At 40.4% G+C, this 16,339-nt stretch carries 12 protein-coding genes; all 12 read left to right on the forward strand.

Annotated features, from left to right (window positions below; translation table 11 throughout):
• The first annotated feature begins 13 nt into the window (after positions 1-13).
• The 12 genes from tssH (at position 14) to H5203_RS18210 (ending at position 16,204) form a co-directional block, all read left to right on the forward strand.
• Positions 14-2,752 (forward strand): type VI secretion system ATPase TssH, encoded by a 2,739-nt coding sequence (gene tssH / locus H5203_RS18155; RefSeq protein ID WP_182719401.1) that lies wholly within the window; start codon positions 14-16, stop codon positions 2,750-2,752.
• 34 nt (positions 2,753-2,786) lie between these two features.
• Positions 2,787-4,808 (forward strand): type VI secretion system Vgr family protein, encoded by a 2,022-nt coding sequence (locus tag H5203_RS18160; protein ID WP_182820063.1) that lies wholly within the window; start codon positions 2,787-2,789, stop codon positions 4,806-4,808.
• Positions 4,809-4,825: 17 nt separating this feature from the next.
• Entirely contained in the window at positions 4,826-5,242 is a 417-nt protein-coding gene (locus tag H5203_RS18165; RefSeq protein WP_182719402.1) for a hypothetical protein, read from the forward strand.
• Between the two features lie 4 nt (positions 5,243-5,246).
• Positions 5,247-6,416 (forward strand): hypothetical protein, encoded by a 1,170-nt coding sequence (locus tag H5203_RS18170; protein WP_145242475.1) that lies wholly within the window; start codon positions 5,247-5,249, stop codon positions 6,414-6,416.
• Positions 6,406-7,440, forward strand: a complete 1,035-nt coding sequence (locus tag H5203_RS18175; protein ID WP_182820056.1) for a DUF2169 domain-containing protein — start codon at positions 6,406-6,408, stop codon at positions 7,438-7,440. The genes H5203_RS18170 and H5203_RS18175 overlap by 11 nt, the downstream gene beginning before the upstream one ends.
• A gap of 1 nt (position 7,441) precedes the next feature.
• Complete coding sequence (locus H5203_RS18180; RefSeq protein WP_182820057.1) at positions 7,442-8,347, forward strand: hypothetical protein; 906 nt, start codon at positions 7,442-7,444, stop codon at positions 8,345-8,347.
• Positions 8,347-9,471: a DUF4150 domain-containing protein gene (locus H5203_RS18185; RefSeq protein WP_182820058.1), complete on the forward strand. Its 1,125-nt coding sequence runs from the start codon at positions 8,347-8,349 to the stop codon at positions 9,469-9,471. Before H5203_RS18180 ends, H5203_RS18185 begins: the two co-directional genes overlap by 1 nt.
• A 1-nt stretch (position 9,472) precedes the next feature.
• On the forward strand, positions 9,473-12,523 hold the full coding sequence (locus H5203_RS18190; RefSeq protein ID WP_182820059.1) for a hypothetical protein: 3,051 nt from the start codon (positions 9,473-9,475) through the stop codon (positions 12,521-12,523).
• Positions 12,516-13,577: a hypothetical protein gene (locus H5203_RS18195; protein ID WP_145242466.1), complete on the forward strand. Its 1,062-nt coding sequence runs from the start codon at positions 12,516-12,518 to the stop codon at positions 13,575-13,577. Before H5203_RS18190 ends, H5203_RS18195 begins: the two co-directional genes overlap by 8 nt.
• A gap of 67 nt (positions 13,578-13,644) precedes the next feature.
• A complete protein-coding gene (locus tag H5203_RS18200) occupies positions 13,645-14,676 on the forward strand; it encodes a hypothetical protein (RefSeq protein WP_182820060.1) in 1,032 nt (343 codons plus the stop codon).
• Between the two features lie 50 nt (positions 14,677-14,726).
• Entirely contained in the window at positions 14,727-15,206 is a 480-nt protein-coding gene (locus H5203_RS18205; RefSeq protein WP_259401973.1) for a hypothetical protein, read from the forward strand.
• Between the two features lie 8 nt (positions 15,207-15,214).
• Positions 15,215-16,204 (forward strand): hypothetical protein, encoded by a 990-nt coding sequence (locus tag H5203_RS18210; RefSeq protein ID WP_182820061.1) that lies wholly within the window; start codon positions 15,215-15,217, stop codon positions 16,202-16,204.
• Positions 16,205-16,339: the final 135 nt, after the last annotated feature.

Genomic DNA, 16,339 nt, shown 5'->3' on the forward strand with positions numbered 1-16,339 from the left:
TAAGGACAAAACAATGGATGCAAAAGGCATTAAACAACTTATCGACAAGCTAAATGGCCATACCGCGACCGCGCTTGAGTCTGCTGCAGGGTTTGCTAGCAGTCGTAGTCATTTTGAAGTGCTGCCTGAACACTTACTAATTAAGTTGATGGAAGAGGGCAGTAGTGGCGATTTAGAACAAATATTTCACTTTTTTAATATTAATCAAGATGCGGTATGGCATGAGTTGCTTGACTTTTTAAATCGCCAACCTGCGGGTAACCAAAGTAAGCCGGTGTTTTCTCGTCGTTTATATGAATGGTTAGAACGCGCATGGTTGAGCGCTAATGTGCAGCATAAAAGTGATTGGATCAACGGTGCTGCATTGCTTGATGCACTCACGGAGCTATTACCTTATAGCCCTGTGCTTCAATTACCAGCGTTGCTAGATAAAATTGACTCACGCTTTTTAGCCGAAAACCTCGATAAAATTTGTCAAAACTCAAGCGAGCGTTTAAACCCACAGGCAAAAACAGCTCAGCAAACGCAAAATAATGGCCAAAGTGAAGGTGGCGGCGCGCTTGATGAATATTGTGAAGATTTAACCGAAAAAGCTAAGCAAGGAAAAATTGATCCTGTACTCGGGCGAAACGACGAGATACGCATGATGGTGGATGTGTTATGTCGTCGTCGTAAAAACAACCCGATTTTAGTGGGTGATCCGGGAGTCGGTAAAACCGCCGTAGTAGAAGGTTTTGCACAGCGTATTATTGATGGTCAAGTACCTGATGAATTAAAAGGTGTGCGTTTATTAGTCTTAGACATGGGCTTATTACAAGCTGGCGCAGGTGTTAAAGGCGAGTTTGAGCGCCGTTTAAAAACAGTAATTGACGAAGTTAAAAACTCAACCACGCCGATCATTATGTTTATTGATGAAGCACACACCTTAATTGGTGCGGGTGGCGATGCTGGTATGAGCGATGCGGCTAATTTATTAAAACCCGCTCTTGCCAGAGGTGAATTACGCACAGTGGCAGCAACCACCTGGAGTGAGTATAAAAAGTACTTTGAGCGTGATGCCGCATTAGAGCGTCGTTTTCAACTGATCAAAGTCGATGAGCCAACGGAGCAAGCTGCGCAACTTATGCTAGCGGGTTTAAAAGATAAATATCAGCAACATCATAATATCCAAATTACCGATGATGCCATTGAAGCGGCTGTTGTATTGTCAGCTCGTTATATAACAGGCCGCCAATTGCCAGATAAAGCAATTGACGTACTTGATACAGCAGCAGCTCGCGTCAGAATGTCGTTTGCAACTGATCCAGCTGCAATTGAATCTGAGCGAGAGCATATAAATTATTTACAAACTCGGATTGCCAGTATTGCCAGTGAAAGCGAGCAAGGTTTAGCTGTCGATATGGATAAGTTATTGTACTTACAGCAAGAGTTAAATACTGCACAAGATAAACTTGCTGCATTAACCAGTGCTCGTGAGTCACAAATTGCCACTTTAAGCCAGATCAACGAATTTAAACAAGCAACCAATGCAAGCGAACAAGACAGTGCTGCACTACTTAGCTTGCGCCAAACTTTAAAAGAGCAAAACAGTCAAGATAATGGCTTATTTAGCGAAGTAGATGCTGATGCAGTGGCACAAATAATTTCTCAGTGGACCGGTGTACCTGTTGGTGCCATGGTTAAAGATCAGATCAGTAACCTCATTAATTTAGAAACGGCAATTGGTCAAGAAGTGATCGGGCAGCAAGCGGGTATGGCAAAAATTGCGCAAGCATTACGTGTCAGCAAAGCGGGGATCAGTAATGAACAAGGACCGTTAGGGGTATTTTTACTTGCCGGCCCTTCCGGTGTTGGTAAAACTGAAACAGCCCGCTGTTTAGCTAAGCAATTGTTTGGTGGCGAGAAGTTCTTAACCACTATCAATATGAGTGAATATCAAGAGTCGCATACAGTATCGCAGCTCAAAGGTTCACCTCCTGGTTATGTAGGTTACGGTGAAGGCGGTGTATTAACTGAAGCGGTAAGACAGCGCCCATACTCAGTAATTTTGCTTGATGAAGTAGAAAAAGCGCATAAAGATGTGCTTAACATGTTTTATCAAGTATTTGAACGCGGCAATATGCGTGATGGTGAAGGCCGTGAAATTGACTTCAAAAACACCGTGATCATCATGACGTCTAACTTAGGTTCAGCAGAGCTAATTGATGCATGCACACCACCAACAGTGATCGATTTGAGTCCAGAGCAAGACGATGATGTAGAACAACCGACTGAGCAGCAGCAAGCCATTAATGACGCACTCAATCCAACGGATGCACCGATTAATGAAGATGGTAGCCCATGGCAAGTGCCGTCAATTGGTGCGTTAAGTGAATTAATTAAGCCACAGTTACTACAATTCTTCGCACCAGCTTTACTTGCACGCATGCAAGTAGTGCCTTATTTAGCGCTTGATCAAGATGCACTGCAAGCAATTGTTAGTTTAAAACTAGAAGCGATTGCTAAGCGTCTTGCTACAAATCATAAAATGCAACTGCGTGTTGATGCAAGTGTATTGAGTAAGTTAACTCAGCAATGCCAGCTTTCAGACAGCGGTGCTCGGATGGTAAATGCAGTCATTGAAAGACAAATTTTACCGGGAATTGCTAAATCTATTTTGGAATATATGGCGCAAGAAGATATGCCAGATATTTTAACGTTAACGGTTGATGAGCAAGACGAAATCACCGCAATATTTGCCGATAACGCCTAATTTAATAGATAAAAAAGGATTGAAAATGGGACTCATGGACATCTTTAGTGAACATAAAGCGAATACCAGTCATTTTAGCGTAAGTATACAAGGCTTACCTGATGGCATGGTGCAGGTAACTGACTTCACATCAATTAATGATAGCTTATGTGAAGACTATGAATTTAATATTCAAGTATTGAGTCAGGAACATTTAACTGCGCAAACGTTGCTAGGTAAAGATGCCAGTTTGAGTTTGGTGTGGTCTATGACAGATCGGACTATCTCAGGTTTACTAAGTCGTTTTGTAGCCCATGGTAAAAGTCACCAAGGTTATCATTACACGTTAGTGTTGAGTTCTTATTTAACTTTACTTAAGCATCAACATTCCAATCGTGTTTTTACAGCGATGGATCCCGCTGCCATTATTAAAAGTGTGTTTAATAAAGCGGGCTTCCCAATGCAAAAATTTAGCATGCAAGCCAGCGGCCCTAGCCTCGATATGACAGTGCAATATAACGAAACTGATTATGAATTTGTTACGCGTTTAATGCGTAAACATGGCTTTGTTTATAGTTTTGTTGAGCAAACTGACGCGGATTGCACTTTTAAAGTATGCAATAGCAGCAAAGATATTGCGGCTCTGTTTGATGAAGTAAACTTAAGTTATGTGCCACCATCTGGGCAAGTACGTACTAGCGAAACAATCTTCGCAATTAGTCGCCAAGCCCAACTTCAGCCGCAAAGTATTGCGTTAAACGATTATAACTACCGCGCACCAGGTAATTTACAGGTATCGGCGCAAAATAGCACTTCGCAACCAGGATTTGGTGAAGACAGTCATTATGGTAATAACTATGCAACTTCTGGCGAGGGCAATACGCTTGCTAAAACGCGTCAGCAAGCGTTTGATTGTCAACGAGAGCAATTGATTATCGACAGTGATTGCAGGGCGCTTAGACCAGGAATGATTTTAACTATTTATGATCATCCAGATCATAATGGCCAATATTTGGTTGTGCGTGTTGATCATAAGGGTAGCCAGCAAGTAGGTGTGGAATATGGCGCTAACGTAAAAGGCTTAACTTATAAAAATCAGGCGTACTTGGTCCCATCGGATCAACAGTTTAAAGCACAGTTACTTCCAGAAAGACGTGTATTTGCAACTTTTAACGCACTAGTAGAGCAAGAAATTGATGATGATGGTAATTACGTAGTAAAACTGCCATTTAATCAAGATGGTGAAGGCCAACAAAGCCGCCCAACACGCTTAATGCAACCTTATGGTGGCAGTGGTCATGGCATGCACTTTCCGCTTACACAAGGTACTGAGGTATTAGTTTGTGGCGAAAATGGCGATTTAGACAGACCCATTATTTTAGGTGCGTTATACAACCAAAATGCACCTAACCCAGTTACCAGCCAAAATCCGACCGAGAATAAGCTCGTTACTAAAGCTGGCCACAGTTTAATAATGGATGATAAAAAAGGCGAAGAAAAAATTAGCCTTGCTAATAAAAATAATAAAAACCAACTATTACTCGATGCCACCAATGGCGCACATCAAGCAACGCTTAAGTCTGTAGATGGCGATGTAAAAATATCAGCGAAAGAAAATCTGCAATTTGTTGCTGAAAACGACGCCACCTTTACGGTTGCCAATGACTTTACTACGCGGGTAGAGAATAACTTGCAAATGCAAACCCGCGAAGGGGATATCACAGTAACATCGGCGGCAGATTTAACCCTCAAAGCCACCTCAAACACACGTATTGAAGCAACCGATGGCAGCTTAGAGCTTAAAGCGGATCAAGAGCTTAAATTACAAGGTGAACAAGATGTTAGCGCATATTCGGTTGACGGCAATTTAGAACTGCAAGCCCCCAATGGCGATATAGAAATTAGTAGTGGCGCAAATATTACCATTAAAGCGGATGGTCAAGGATCACTGCAATTGAGTCAAGGCGGTGCGAGTATTGAAATTGATGCCGGTGGTAACTTAACCATTGATGCGACAAGTATTACTTTATCGGCCAGTAATATCGCCGTGAAAGGCAGTGCAATTAGTAATAACTAGTTGAAAAGGAGTTTATTATGAGCGCTCAGATCCAAAGTATATTCAATCACGATCAACATTTAGCGTGTGTGAGTCGTGTCGACAGTTTTGGCCGTGTAAAAGCGGTATTAATTAATAATGTTGAACATCAAGTTATTGCGCAAGGCGCACATGTCAGCATCGCAGAAGTAGGGGCTAATGTATTACTTGTACATAGCGCACAAGGCTTTATTGTAACGGCGCTCTTAGCGCAAGCGGATCAAGCACCTGCCGCGCAAATTAATAATTCGCAAGGGCATATCGTTATTGAAGCCCAGCAAAGTGTTAGCCTACAAACGGCCAAGGGTAGTGTTGAGGTATATGCAGACGGCACTATCGTGCTTGAAGGGCAAGATATTACAGCAAACAGCGAGCAAGACCTTACCTTGGCTGGCTGGCCAATTAGGCTTAATTAGCACTATGTTCGCACCTGTATATAAAGTAAAACTTCATAATCAGCGCCTCACCACCTTGTTAAAGCACCGGCAAAAGCTGTTGCAGCAAGGGGCGTTTTCGTTGGCACGTTTTAGCGTGATCGACACGCAAATGCTCAATCATTTATATACCTTAAGTGAGTTGGCAGGCGAAGCGCCAACAGATTATTTTTCAGCGCAAAACTTAACCCAAGTAAGCGAGTTAACATGGCAGGCTTTGTGTGAACTTGCACAGCAAAATAGCGAACATAGTGAAGTATATCGTTTAATAGCGGCTGATTTATTCATTACTGCTATTGATGACTTTACTGCCTACTTTCATAGCTTAAGAGGCAGTGAGCAATTAGCGCAGTGTGAATTACTTCAACATAATTTAAAGCATTGGCAGCTTAACGATTTAAAAGCGCTACGCACCAGTGTACTTGAAGGTAAAGAAAAACCCCAAAACGTGGTTAAAACCTTATTATTTTCACAACCTCTTACAACCAGTGAATTACTCGCAGCGGTATTACACAAAGATTTCGAGATTGCCTTTGCTGCGTTAGTAAATAGTTATTGTGCAGGGCATGACGATGTAAGCGATAAGCTATTTAAAGTGTTTGCAAAAACCGCAGATGAACAGCAAAAAGCACAATTACTCGCTTTAGCGGGTTTACTTAATGACACGCGTTGGTACGAACCCTGTGCATTATTTTGCAAAGCAAATCCAGAGCACTGCTCGTTTGTATTAAGTCATTTTGTTTATAAACAAGCGCTGCCATTAGTGATGGATTTAATGACCATCGCAGTAACACAACCAAGTGCTTATGCAGCGTGGCTCACATTAACAGATAGGCCGCTTGCCAAAGCTGAAAAAATGTCAGTCGTCAGTGATAACAATGCAGTAAAACCGCAAAGCGGCATTAACCTTGATGATGCCGAGCACGTAAGGCAAGCGTTTGCAATGCAAGCAGGTGAGCAACTTTTAATGGGCATTAGTTTTACTAAAGCCAATAGCGCACAAAAACTCGCTAAATTAGCAGGCTCTTTAGTACAACGTGTTATTGCCCCACATTTTGATTTAACAAGTGCATGTGGTTTATTTCATGTCCAGCAAAGTGCATCGCAGTGGCAATTACTGTTAAGTGAAAAAGTGGAGAACGTTCATGCTTCATAATCTTTCTCCTTGGCAAGCCAGCACGTTTAGCGGCTGGTTAGAAGACAGTACTGAAGGTCAAGTGGTGGTGGTTAAACAAAGCTTTGAGTTTGATGAGCAAGGCAACGTTACAGCCATTGAACCCGGCCCTGAGATTGTTATTGCTGATGATTACCAAGGCGATCCTAACAGCTCACCGATTTGTGAAGTAAACGAGCAGGTGGCTTTTAAGTATGGCTTTGAAGTATATGGTAATTGCACTGCTTATCCGCCAAAAGGAAAAGACGCGCGCGTTATTGAGGTTGAGCTGGGCCTTGATTCGCCTTCGCAACCTTTGTTTAAAAAGCGTTTACGTGTAACCGGAGCGCGTTATTGGCGACGCTCGTTGCTTGGACCAGTCGCTACAGATCCAGATATTATTACCCCAGTGGCACTCAATTATATGCAGGCTTTTGGTGGTAAAGAGCTAAATAACGAGAGCAACACGTTCTTAGAAAACCCAATCGGCCGTGGTTTTAAACTTAAAAATAAGCACGCGGTTGGCCAGCAGTTACCCAGTGTTGAATACGCTAACTCATTACTTAGAAAACCTAGCCACAGCACACCGGTCGCAAGCTTTTCGGCCATACCAAGCCATTGGTCGCCACGAGTTGAACGCTTACCAGAAATAGACGAAACAGCACTTATGGCGGGAGAGTACCCGTTTAAAACAACACAGCCAAAAGATTTATACAACACAGCGCCCATTGATCAGCAAGTTGTAGCCGAGTTTGGCAAAGGCTGGGCGTGTCAGTTAACAGGGCTTTATCCATTACAACAATACGGACAACAACAACGTATAGAACTGCCGTACCAAAAACCTATTGTGGAAGTGGTAAATACACTAGCCCGAGAGCGGCTAACCATGCGCTGCGACACCTTAGTAATTGATTCCGACGCCCAGTGCTTTTCTCTGCTTTGGCGCGGTCATATTAGTCTTGAAAAAGTAGGCGCAAATAGTCAAATACTCGTTGCCTCAGAACAAAATAGCGGTAAAGAAAATTAATATGAAACAACTTACTTTTGACAGTCTTTATCATATTAATGCTGCCGGCTGTACATCAAGCAGCTTGTATACTGCAGTGGCTAATAAAATGCTTTTTTCTAAACCAAGTAAAGCATTAATTCGATGTGATATTAGTTTAGATGCGCCGTATATTTTTGTTGAAATAGACGAACTTGCGCAACTCGATAGAGTCACGCGCTGTTTATTAATGCTCTCGCACATACTTGAGCAAGTTGATATAGCCACGTTAAGGCAAACAAACCGCATTAGCCAAATTGTATTTTTACTGCCCGTTGATGAAATTGAACAGCCACTGATAAGCGATGAAACACTCGCTGAGCTACTCCAAGAGTGTATTGCAGAACAAATACCCGCCTATTCACAGATGCCAACATGTGACTTAACCACCATAAACAACGACACCTTAGTAATCGCTGTGGATTCATGTAATAGCTATCAATATGTGAGTGAACAAGCTAAACGCTGCACCGTGCAAGTATTAAACGGCCCACCGGGCGTTATATATGGCGAAGGTGGATATGCACTGTTAATACAGCCGCAAGGCAAGCTTACCGCGCAATTATATGACGGCCAAATGACGGCTCAATTAGCACAGGCCAATTGCACCAGCCAAGACCGTTATTTATTTGTGGGCGAACAATCACTTACTTGGCAAAAAAAATGGTTTGCTTACACACAAAAATTGTACAAAAAAGGCCAGCCGCTCATTGAGTGTGCAGAGTTAGCAACGACGATAGGCCATCAAGGTAATGCAAACTCATTAGCGGCACTTACACTAGCACAAAGCTATTTATGCAACCCGCTTACGCGCTCACTTGAGCAGGTATTTGTTATTTTTAATGCACCTAATGAGCAGCTAGTCAAAATTTCAAGGAGTGAAAAATAATGCCTTATATTAACGCCGCAGCAGGCAAACAAACAGGCAGCGTACAATATGATATTGATGCGCTGAGCGCTGATGTGCGCACCGGTGGCTCAGTAACATGGCGACATAACAACTCAACATTGCTTGGGCTTAACAATAGCGCCCGCAGTAATGGTGCGCTAGGTAAAGCTAACGGTATCGCTATTTTTGAAGATAAAGCCAGTGGTGACGCCGCCTTTTTAGCTGAGATTGCCAGGCCAAAATACCGCGAGAAAACCCTCGGTGAAATGGTAAATATTTTTATACCTGATTATATTATTCCACCGCCACAATGGGATAGCCAAAAAAACGAACCTAGGCTGCCATGGAATGAACCGCAAACTAATATGGATGTAAATAAACCCGTTAGTAACGCGCAAGCATTCTTAGATTTAGTATCAACGCATTTAGGTTGGCAAGCCGGTAACCAAGAGCAGCTTATTAAAGATACAGCTTCACAAGCACCACAAGTACAAGCTGTATCGGGGCAAAATGTGCTGATAAATGGTCGCACCGCTGTACATCAAGATAGTGGCGGTAAACTTATGACGGTGGATGTCTGCTTAACCACAATTGGGACTAGCGTTGTACCAATTCCATACGCAAATAAAGCGCAATCAAGTGACGTTACAGATGTTGCCAGCTCAGTAAAAGTCAATGGCAATGGCAATGGCGCCGCTAATATAAATAGCACTTTTTCACAAAGCTCAGGTGACTCCCCTGGTGATAAAAAAGGCGTCGCGAGTAAGAAAAACGACGGTGAAGCTGAATTTATCATGGGCTCGTTTAATGTATTAATTGAAGGTAAACCCGCTGTACGCCAAGGTGACCCGATGATCTCCAATTCTAAAAACACCCCACCTGCGCCACTTATGCAATCCGGCGGCCCCGCACCAAGAGGGTTGAGTGTGCAAGTGAGGGATAGTTTGAGTGATGCAGAAACAACACATGGAGCGAGTATTTTAGTCAAAGGTGTTGATAGTAACGATGCATCGCTTGGTGCAATAAAAGCGACTCAAGGTGCAAGTGAGCAAAAAGTGCCAATCGCAGATAAGCAAAATATCAGTGGCAAAAACGCGTCAATTAATTTTACAGCAGGTGCTTAATATGGGATTAATTAAATTAGATTCGGAGATAAAGGGTGAATGTGGGAGTTCATATATACCTTTCGGCTATACACAACCTTATACTTTAGATAATCCGCCAAGTGATGACAATAAAGCGCAATTTATTTCGGTAAAACCAACCGTTTTTACCGAGGCGTCCCTTGATAAAAACAAAGCTAAACCTGCGCAATTTCAAGTGTTAGGAGAAGACGAACGACCTGTTAGTAACTTAAACGGCTTTTACTATATATTCGTTAATGGTTATTTATGGCGTGAAATTGCAGCTGTTGACAATGGTTGTTTATCTGAAGTTGATTTGGCAACTGAATTTGGCAAAAACGAGCGTTCATATTCGGGTTTAGTTACCCAAACAATCTTGCTGCCTAAGAAAACAAATGGTTTAAACTGTGAGCCAGGTTCACTTAGTGACCCCACGGTACAAGTTGCTTTTTCCATCGCCCAATGGTCATGGCTGTATATTGTGAGCCTCGGCGGACTGTACAAAGATGATCCAAGACAAAAAAGTGCTAACGCCACTTCACCTACACATGTTGAAGACCAGGGATTAGCTGATTCATTACGAAACGCTCGCTGTCAACAAATTGATTTAGCAGTAGCAGAGCGTGAAGGGCAAATTACAATACATGACCCAGGTGGCATAGCGCTTTCTCTGTTAAATAAGTGCCAAGTGATTTTTTTACAGCTACAGCTTGAGAATAAAAAGCTAACAGATAAGAAACATTATGATTCAGGTGTGTTGGCTTATCAAGCGATGCTAAATGATGATTTGCATGAAAAAGTGATGCGCGATCATTATATATTCCCACATCGAACTTCGATGACTCCTATAAAAACCAAAAAAGAGGGATATGCAGACTTAAGTTCTGGTGCAAAGTTTTTACGTAGTGGAGCAAAGCATCTAGACAAAGAATATCTAGAGCAATACTTGTCAAATGACAAATTAGAGAAATATTTAAAGGAGTTACCAATAGCACAAAAAGAGTTTGTTGATTTTTTACAAGGCTTAAATAACGACTCATCTTTAACTTCTAAGCAAAGTGATTATATTGGTTTAGCTCCAGTAATGAATGATTGGGTAGCCCTTGAAAATGTAGATTATTTATTTGGCTTTAATTTTATTACTAATGTATTAAATATGTTGAGTATCGACGATGTTTCAACTGGTGTATTTAGACCTTGGAAAGAAAAGTTACCTGCTGAAAACGAGCGTAAAAAAAATATAAATAAAGCCACAAGCGCAATAGAAAGCTTTTTAAAAGCAACGTTTGAGCAAGGCAATTGGTTATCTGACTGCTTTATGATCCCAGAAGGGCACTTCGATATAAACCAGCCTGGGAGTGTTGTATTAAACAAGTTGCCGGAAGAAAAAAATAATGGCGAAGCTAAATTTAGATTTGAAGAGTTTAAGCGCATTCATAAAAAGTTGATCGAAGAAAAGCAAGAGCAAGACAGCTTATTAGCTAATAAAGGTTTAAAAGAGTTTTTTGGTAAAGCAAAAGATGCGGTGGGGTATTTAACCGGTGCGTGGGGGCGTGTTGCAAGTCAATATCAAAACGGCGTTTTAAAACCACATACTGTAAAAATTAGAAACTTAATGGTCTCATATAACAAGGCGCTTGGAATTAGTGACTTTGCAGATATTCATGTTAAACAAGCTGGGGCTGTATTAGGTGATAACCCATCAGTAATAGCCATAACCAATTATAAGCGCACGCAAAACAATAGGCAGCAAAGGCGTGCAATGTTACGTGAAAGCGTGAAAAATCCGCCACCAAATGCAGTAACGATTTATGATAGTAAAAATAATGTAATAGCAGCTGAAGACCCTAAAGCATTTGGCAGCAACAAAGGTTATTTTAACCCTAAAAACTGGACAGATTATCATGATCTAATTGGTCGTTATGATTCAATAGATGGTGATCTCGTCGTTGTTCCTAAAACACACAGATATGCGCTGTATTACGATAACCCAGACTTTAAACTAGGGGCTGTAGATACTGTTAAGCTCAAAGGTGTGAGAGTTTTAGAGCACAACTTGCCAATGGTGATGTTAGCGTTTGAAATGTTTAATGCCAACGAGATGATTAAAAAATTTAAGGCAGGGGACAAGTTTGATGTAAAGTTCGCCTTAGATTCAATAAATCTCGTGTATAGTCTTGCGACATTATCAGTAGAAGTTGCATCATTTCGCATAAGTCGATTATCCAACTTTGTTGGAGGTACAATACTTATAGCTAATAAAGCAATTGCTGTCTCTAAAGCTCTAGGTGCGCTTGGGTTGTTTATTTCATTAGTTGTAACAACTTATGATGTGTATAAATCTGTAATAAAAAATGATATGGATGCTGCTTTTTTCCATGCATTGAGTGGCGCTGTCGCTATAGCTGGTTTTATATATCTTGGTGCGGCATTGCTCACTACACCTTTAGGGTGGGCAATAATCGCAGTAGGCTTGATCATTGCAATTATTGCTATATTAGTCACCGATAATGAATTAGAAACGTGGACTAAAAATGGCCCATTTGCAAAAGACGCAGATGACCGCTGTACTGGCAGTTACAAAAAGTGGCAAACACAACCAAAAGAATGTTACGCCGCATTAGTAGGCACATTGATGAGTCCAAATGTTACATTAGGGGTTAAAAAGCTAACTGGTTCCCATTGCCAGTTAACCATTGATGTAGACACACCAAACTTTGCTTTAGGTCAATCGGAACTTCTCGTTCAGGTATATCAAATTGAAGATGAAGGAGTTTTACATTTTGAGCAGGAATTCCGTTACGATCATAAAAATTGGCAAATAATCCAAAAAGAAAACACTGAATCAGGAGCTATAACCGGGTTTAAATATACTATTCCGATATTATCAATGTGGCCGAAACATTTTGAAGTTGATTGGAAAGTAAAAGTGCAATACCGCCTAGATAAAAATGTGACCTTGCCCTATGTGGATATCGATGAGCGTAATGACTGGGATAAAGGTGAACAACCAGATAAAGCATGGATAATTAAGGAAATAGTATATGCTTGAGCAATATGCTGACACAGCTTACAGAGGTAAGCAAGATGCAAAATTTAGAGATGAAATAGCGACTGATGAGCGTGACTCTATGTATTGTCGTTACCAAAGTAAGCAGGCAATATACCCAAGAGGTAAAGTGTTTGGACATTGCTTTGATAGTTTTCAAGATTCAGCTTATAAATATAACTTATCAGGGAAAGCTGAATATTATAGAAAAGTTTTAGGAAATGATGATTTTACTCTTAATTTGCCTACAAAAGGGAGTAAGATAACGGATTCATTGGTCTTTTTTTGGATAATAGCACATTTAGGTATTTTGTTTTTTTTATTTACTCTACCGTTTTTTTTCACTTTATTTGGTCGTATTGAACTAGCGCTTGAATCTTTTTTATTTGTTTTTATATTTTGGAGTGGATCTAAATTATTTAATCTAACTATTTGGAAAGCAATCCGGATTAGAGTGTCCTCAGGGGTTTTATTTCATCGTAAAGATGGTTCTGTAACCATATCTAATGAACAAAGTAGCACACAAGATAAATTGCTTTTTGAAGAGTTTAATGCTCACTATTGTGTGGAAAATAATCCTGGAAGCGGCTTTCCTTACAGAGGCATTACTTTATTACATTACCAGAGAGATTTTTCTTATGATAGGACTGGAGCAAACTTAATAAGCAGTGGATTTATTCATTGGGAATTATTACAAAACTTCATGGATGTAACTGAACCCTTAGCAGATATCCCACAATTTGAATATTACCGTGAGTTTGATAAAACAACCGCTGAGTTTGATAAAGCGAATGGCCGTCCTAAGTATTTTTGGTATCGGGTCGATAAGCATTTCAAGAAGAGAGTTAATGAGGAAAAACTATTACTCATTAATGAATTTAATGATGAAGAACAGCTCAATAACTTATTGACGGGTAAACCTATCAGAAAGCTAACACCGCCGGATATATTTAAGTTCCCGTGGAAATATGCAGATGATATAAAAGCTGAAAGCGAGATAAAGTTTGGTAAAACACTGTGGCAAAAATTCACCTCATTTTTGATGATTGATTTATAGCTAAGTAAAGAAATAAATAGGATTTAACCCAAGCAGTAAGTCACTGCTTGGATAGAAAAGGATTTTAATGTCAATTTCATATAAATTTGCAAAACTAAATGCAAAAGTGATAGAAAAATCGCAGAACTTTAAACACTATATTTCCTCAAAAAAGTATGAGTATAGTTCACCTAAAGGGTTAATGATTGTCCGATTTTTATTAGAAAAAGAGGATAATAAAAAAGTACAGCCTCAAAGCTTGGATAATGAAAGCCGCTACTTGGGTTTTCATAATGCGGGGGATTGGACGCTAGGGTTAACATTAGGTCCTATTCTTTTAGGGGCAACAGGTAGTTTTGTATCTATATTGGCTATTTTTGGGGTTTTTATTATGGACAATATGGAATACCCATGGGCTTTTCTATTATTTACTATTTGCTGGAATTTTTTCTTTCTCAACTTCAGCCCCATTTTGGCGCGTCATATCTTGCCAAAACGTGAAATATATTTTGATCGCCAAAACCAAACAGTGAACTTTACGTGGTCGGTTGATAATGCCGAAAAAAATGAGCATGGCCATTCGACTTTTCCGTTTGAGGATATAGAAGCGTTTTATTCTAAAGCGAACCATTCACAGGGCCATGGTGTGACCCATGCTATGTATATTGCCCATAAAGATTATGAAAACCACCATGGTGCATTTAGTGAAATACGGGTTAAAGACAACCCACAAAACCCAAACTACTGTAAGTATACATGGGAGCGCGTAGTGCGCTTTATGGACTTAAGCAAACCGCTCGTTGATTCACCAGAAATCGAGCCATTTCGTCATTTAGACCCGATAACACGGGATTTTGATAAGCAAAATAATCGCCCTGAAAAGTACTGGCATTTAATGAGCTACAAACAAATGCAGCAGATAGAAGAACAGCTTGATAACGATATTTATCGCTTTAACTTTGACGGTGCCATCACCAACCCAAAACGCTGGGCAAATAAAGAAATCACCAAACCGTGGGAAAAGTGGCCAGTAGATGAAAGCCTAAACCAACCAGACAACCCCCCGTATTGGAAACGCCTGATGAAAACCCTTGCAATGCAAATTATTGCGGGTGTTTAAACGCGATTGCTCTTTAAAAATCTGAAAAGGAATTCAAACCTAGGCGGTATATGCTGCCTAGGTTTATCGTCACATGGCGACACAATGACCCCACTTTCTCAGATCCAAACCAATATTTTAAATATATCCAAAGCGTATTGTTTTCGCCTAAGGTGACTGTTAATACTCCTACTTTTTTTGATGGTCGCAATTATTATACGGTAAAAGTTGAATTGCCAATGTTCATAGTGGGTAAATCTGAGTTGCTTTTAGATGTAAAATACTCATGGCGGCATCCAACAACGTTAAATGTTTATAAAAAAGCAACCTGGGTTGAAGGCACTAAAGAGTATTTATCTGAATTTGATGAAAATAGTCTGAGCTTAAATGCAGCCACCTATGAGTTTGAAATTGAATCACCGAACATTAGTGTGTTTGATGTTGAAATAACATCAACACTTATTTACAACGAAAGTCTAACTTTGCCGATAGATTTTGATGCGTTTGAAAAGCCAATTGAAAATGCCTCACCTGATTTAGCAATCGCATAAGGAACCTGATGCAAAAGAATAATTACTTTGGTGTTGGAATCATGCAAAAGAAAACGAAGTTTAATCGTTTTTTTGAAGCGCACCGAATAATAAATGAAGGAAGCGAATTTAGAGGATTATGTTTTTTCCGACGTTGGCTAAATCAAGATAGGCGCATTTACGCGAATAAAAAAGAGCAATATAAAATAGCACCTTGTGGTAATAACCCTATAAAAGCCATATTATTTGGTCCAATGGCTATTGGTGCTGTATTAAGCTTAATTACATTAATTAGTATCTTATCACTTCCATTTTATGATGAAGGTGAAAATTTTCAGTGGTGGATACCACTGGTTACCTTTTGCTGGAACTTATTCTTCTTAAATTTACTACCAATAACGGCTAGATATATACCTGATAAGATGATGTACCTTGACAGGCAAAACCAAACGGTCGGGTTTACTTTTGATATACCAGGTTGTGAACAACGAGATGACTTAGGTAACTGTTGCTTTAAATGGGAAGAGATTGTTTGCAGGTTAACCTCGAAAATGGGCGCGCCGGGTGTGATGAATTACTTTCCAGAAATTAGTCATATAGACCAAGAGAAGTACCCTAAAACAACTGTTACCGGTTCAGTTGTCGAACTTTCAGCTAACCCTGTCCATTGTTATTTATTGTGGGAACGTTATGTGCGCTTTATGGATTTAAGCAAGCCATTGCCCGATGTGCCGGTATATGAACGACACCGCCATTTAGACCCCATTACAGCTGAATTTGATAAGAGGAATAATCGGCCTGATGAGTTTTGGTCCTCATTTTCGTTTTCGCAGCAATTAGAAATTGAAGAGGAAATTCTGAGTGAAGCATTTCCTTTCGATTGGCTTAAAGGTAGAGAGCAGGAAGAAATAATCAAACCTTGGCAGCATTGGAAAGCAGAGCCTGAGCGCATAGAACAATTAACGTGGAAATATAAAGCTAAGCACCTTGCGCTTCAGCTTTTTATCGGCTTTCCGTGAAACGGCTTAAGTTTCAGGGTCCATGATACGTTAACAATCAGAAAAGGAATTCAAACCTAGGCGGTGTATGCTGCCTAGGTTTATCGACAGGTTGGTGATTAGAAGGCGCAATTAATAAGACACCCCCCTTTAAAT

Source organism: Pseudoalteromonas sp. SG41-1 (assembly GCF_014164575.1).
Lineage (GTDB): Bacteria > Pseudomonadota > Gammaproteobacteria > Enterobacterales > Alteromonadaceae > Pseudoalteromonas > Pseudoalteromonas rhizosphaerae.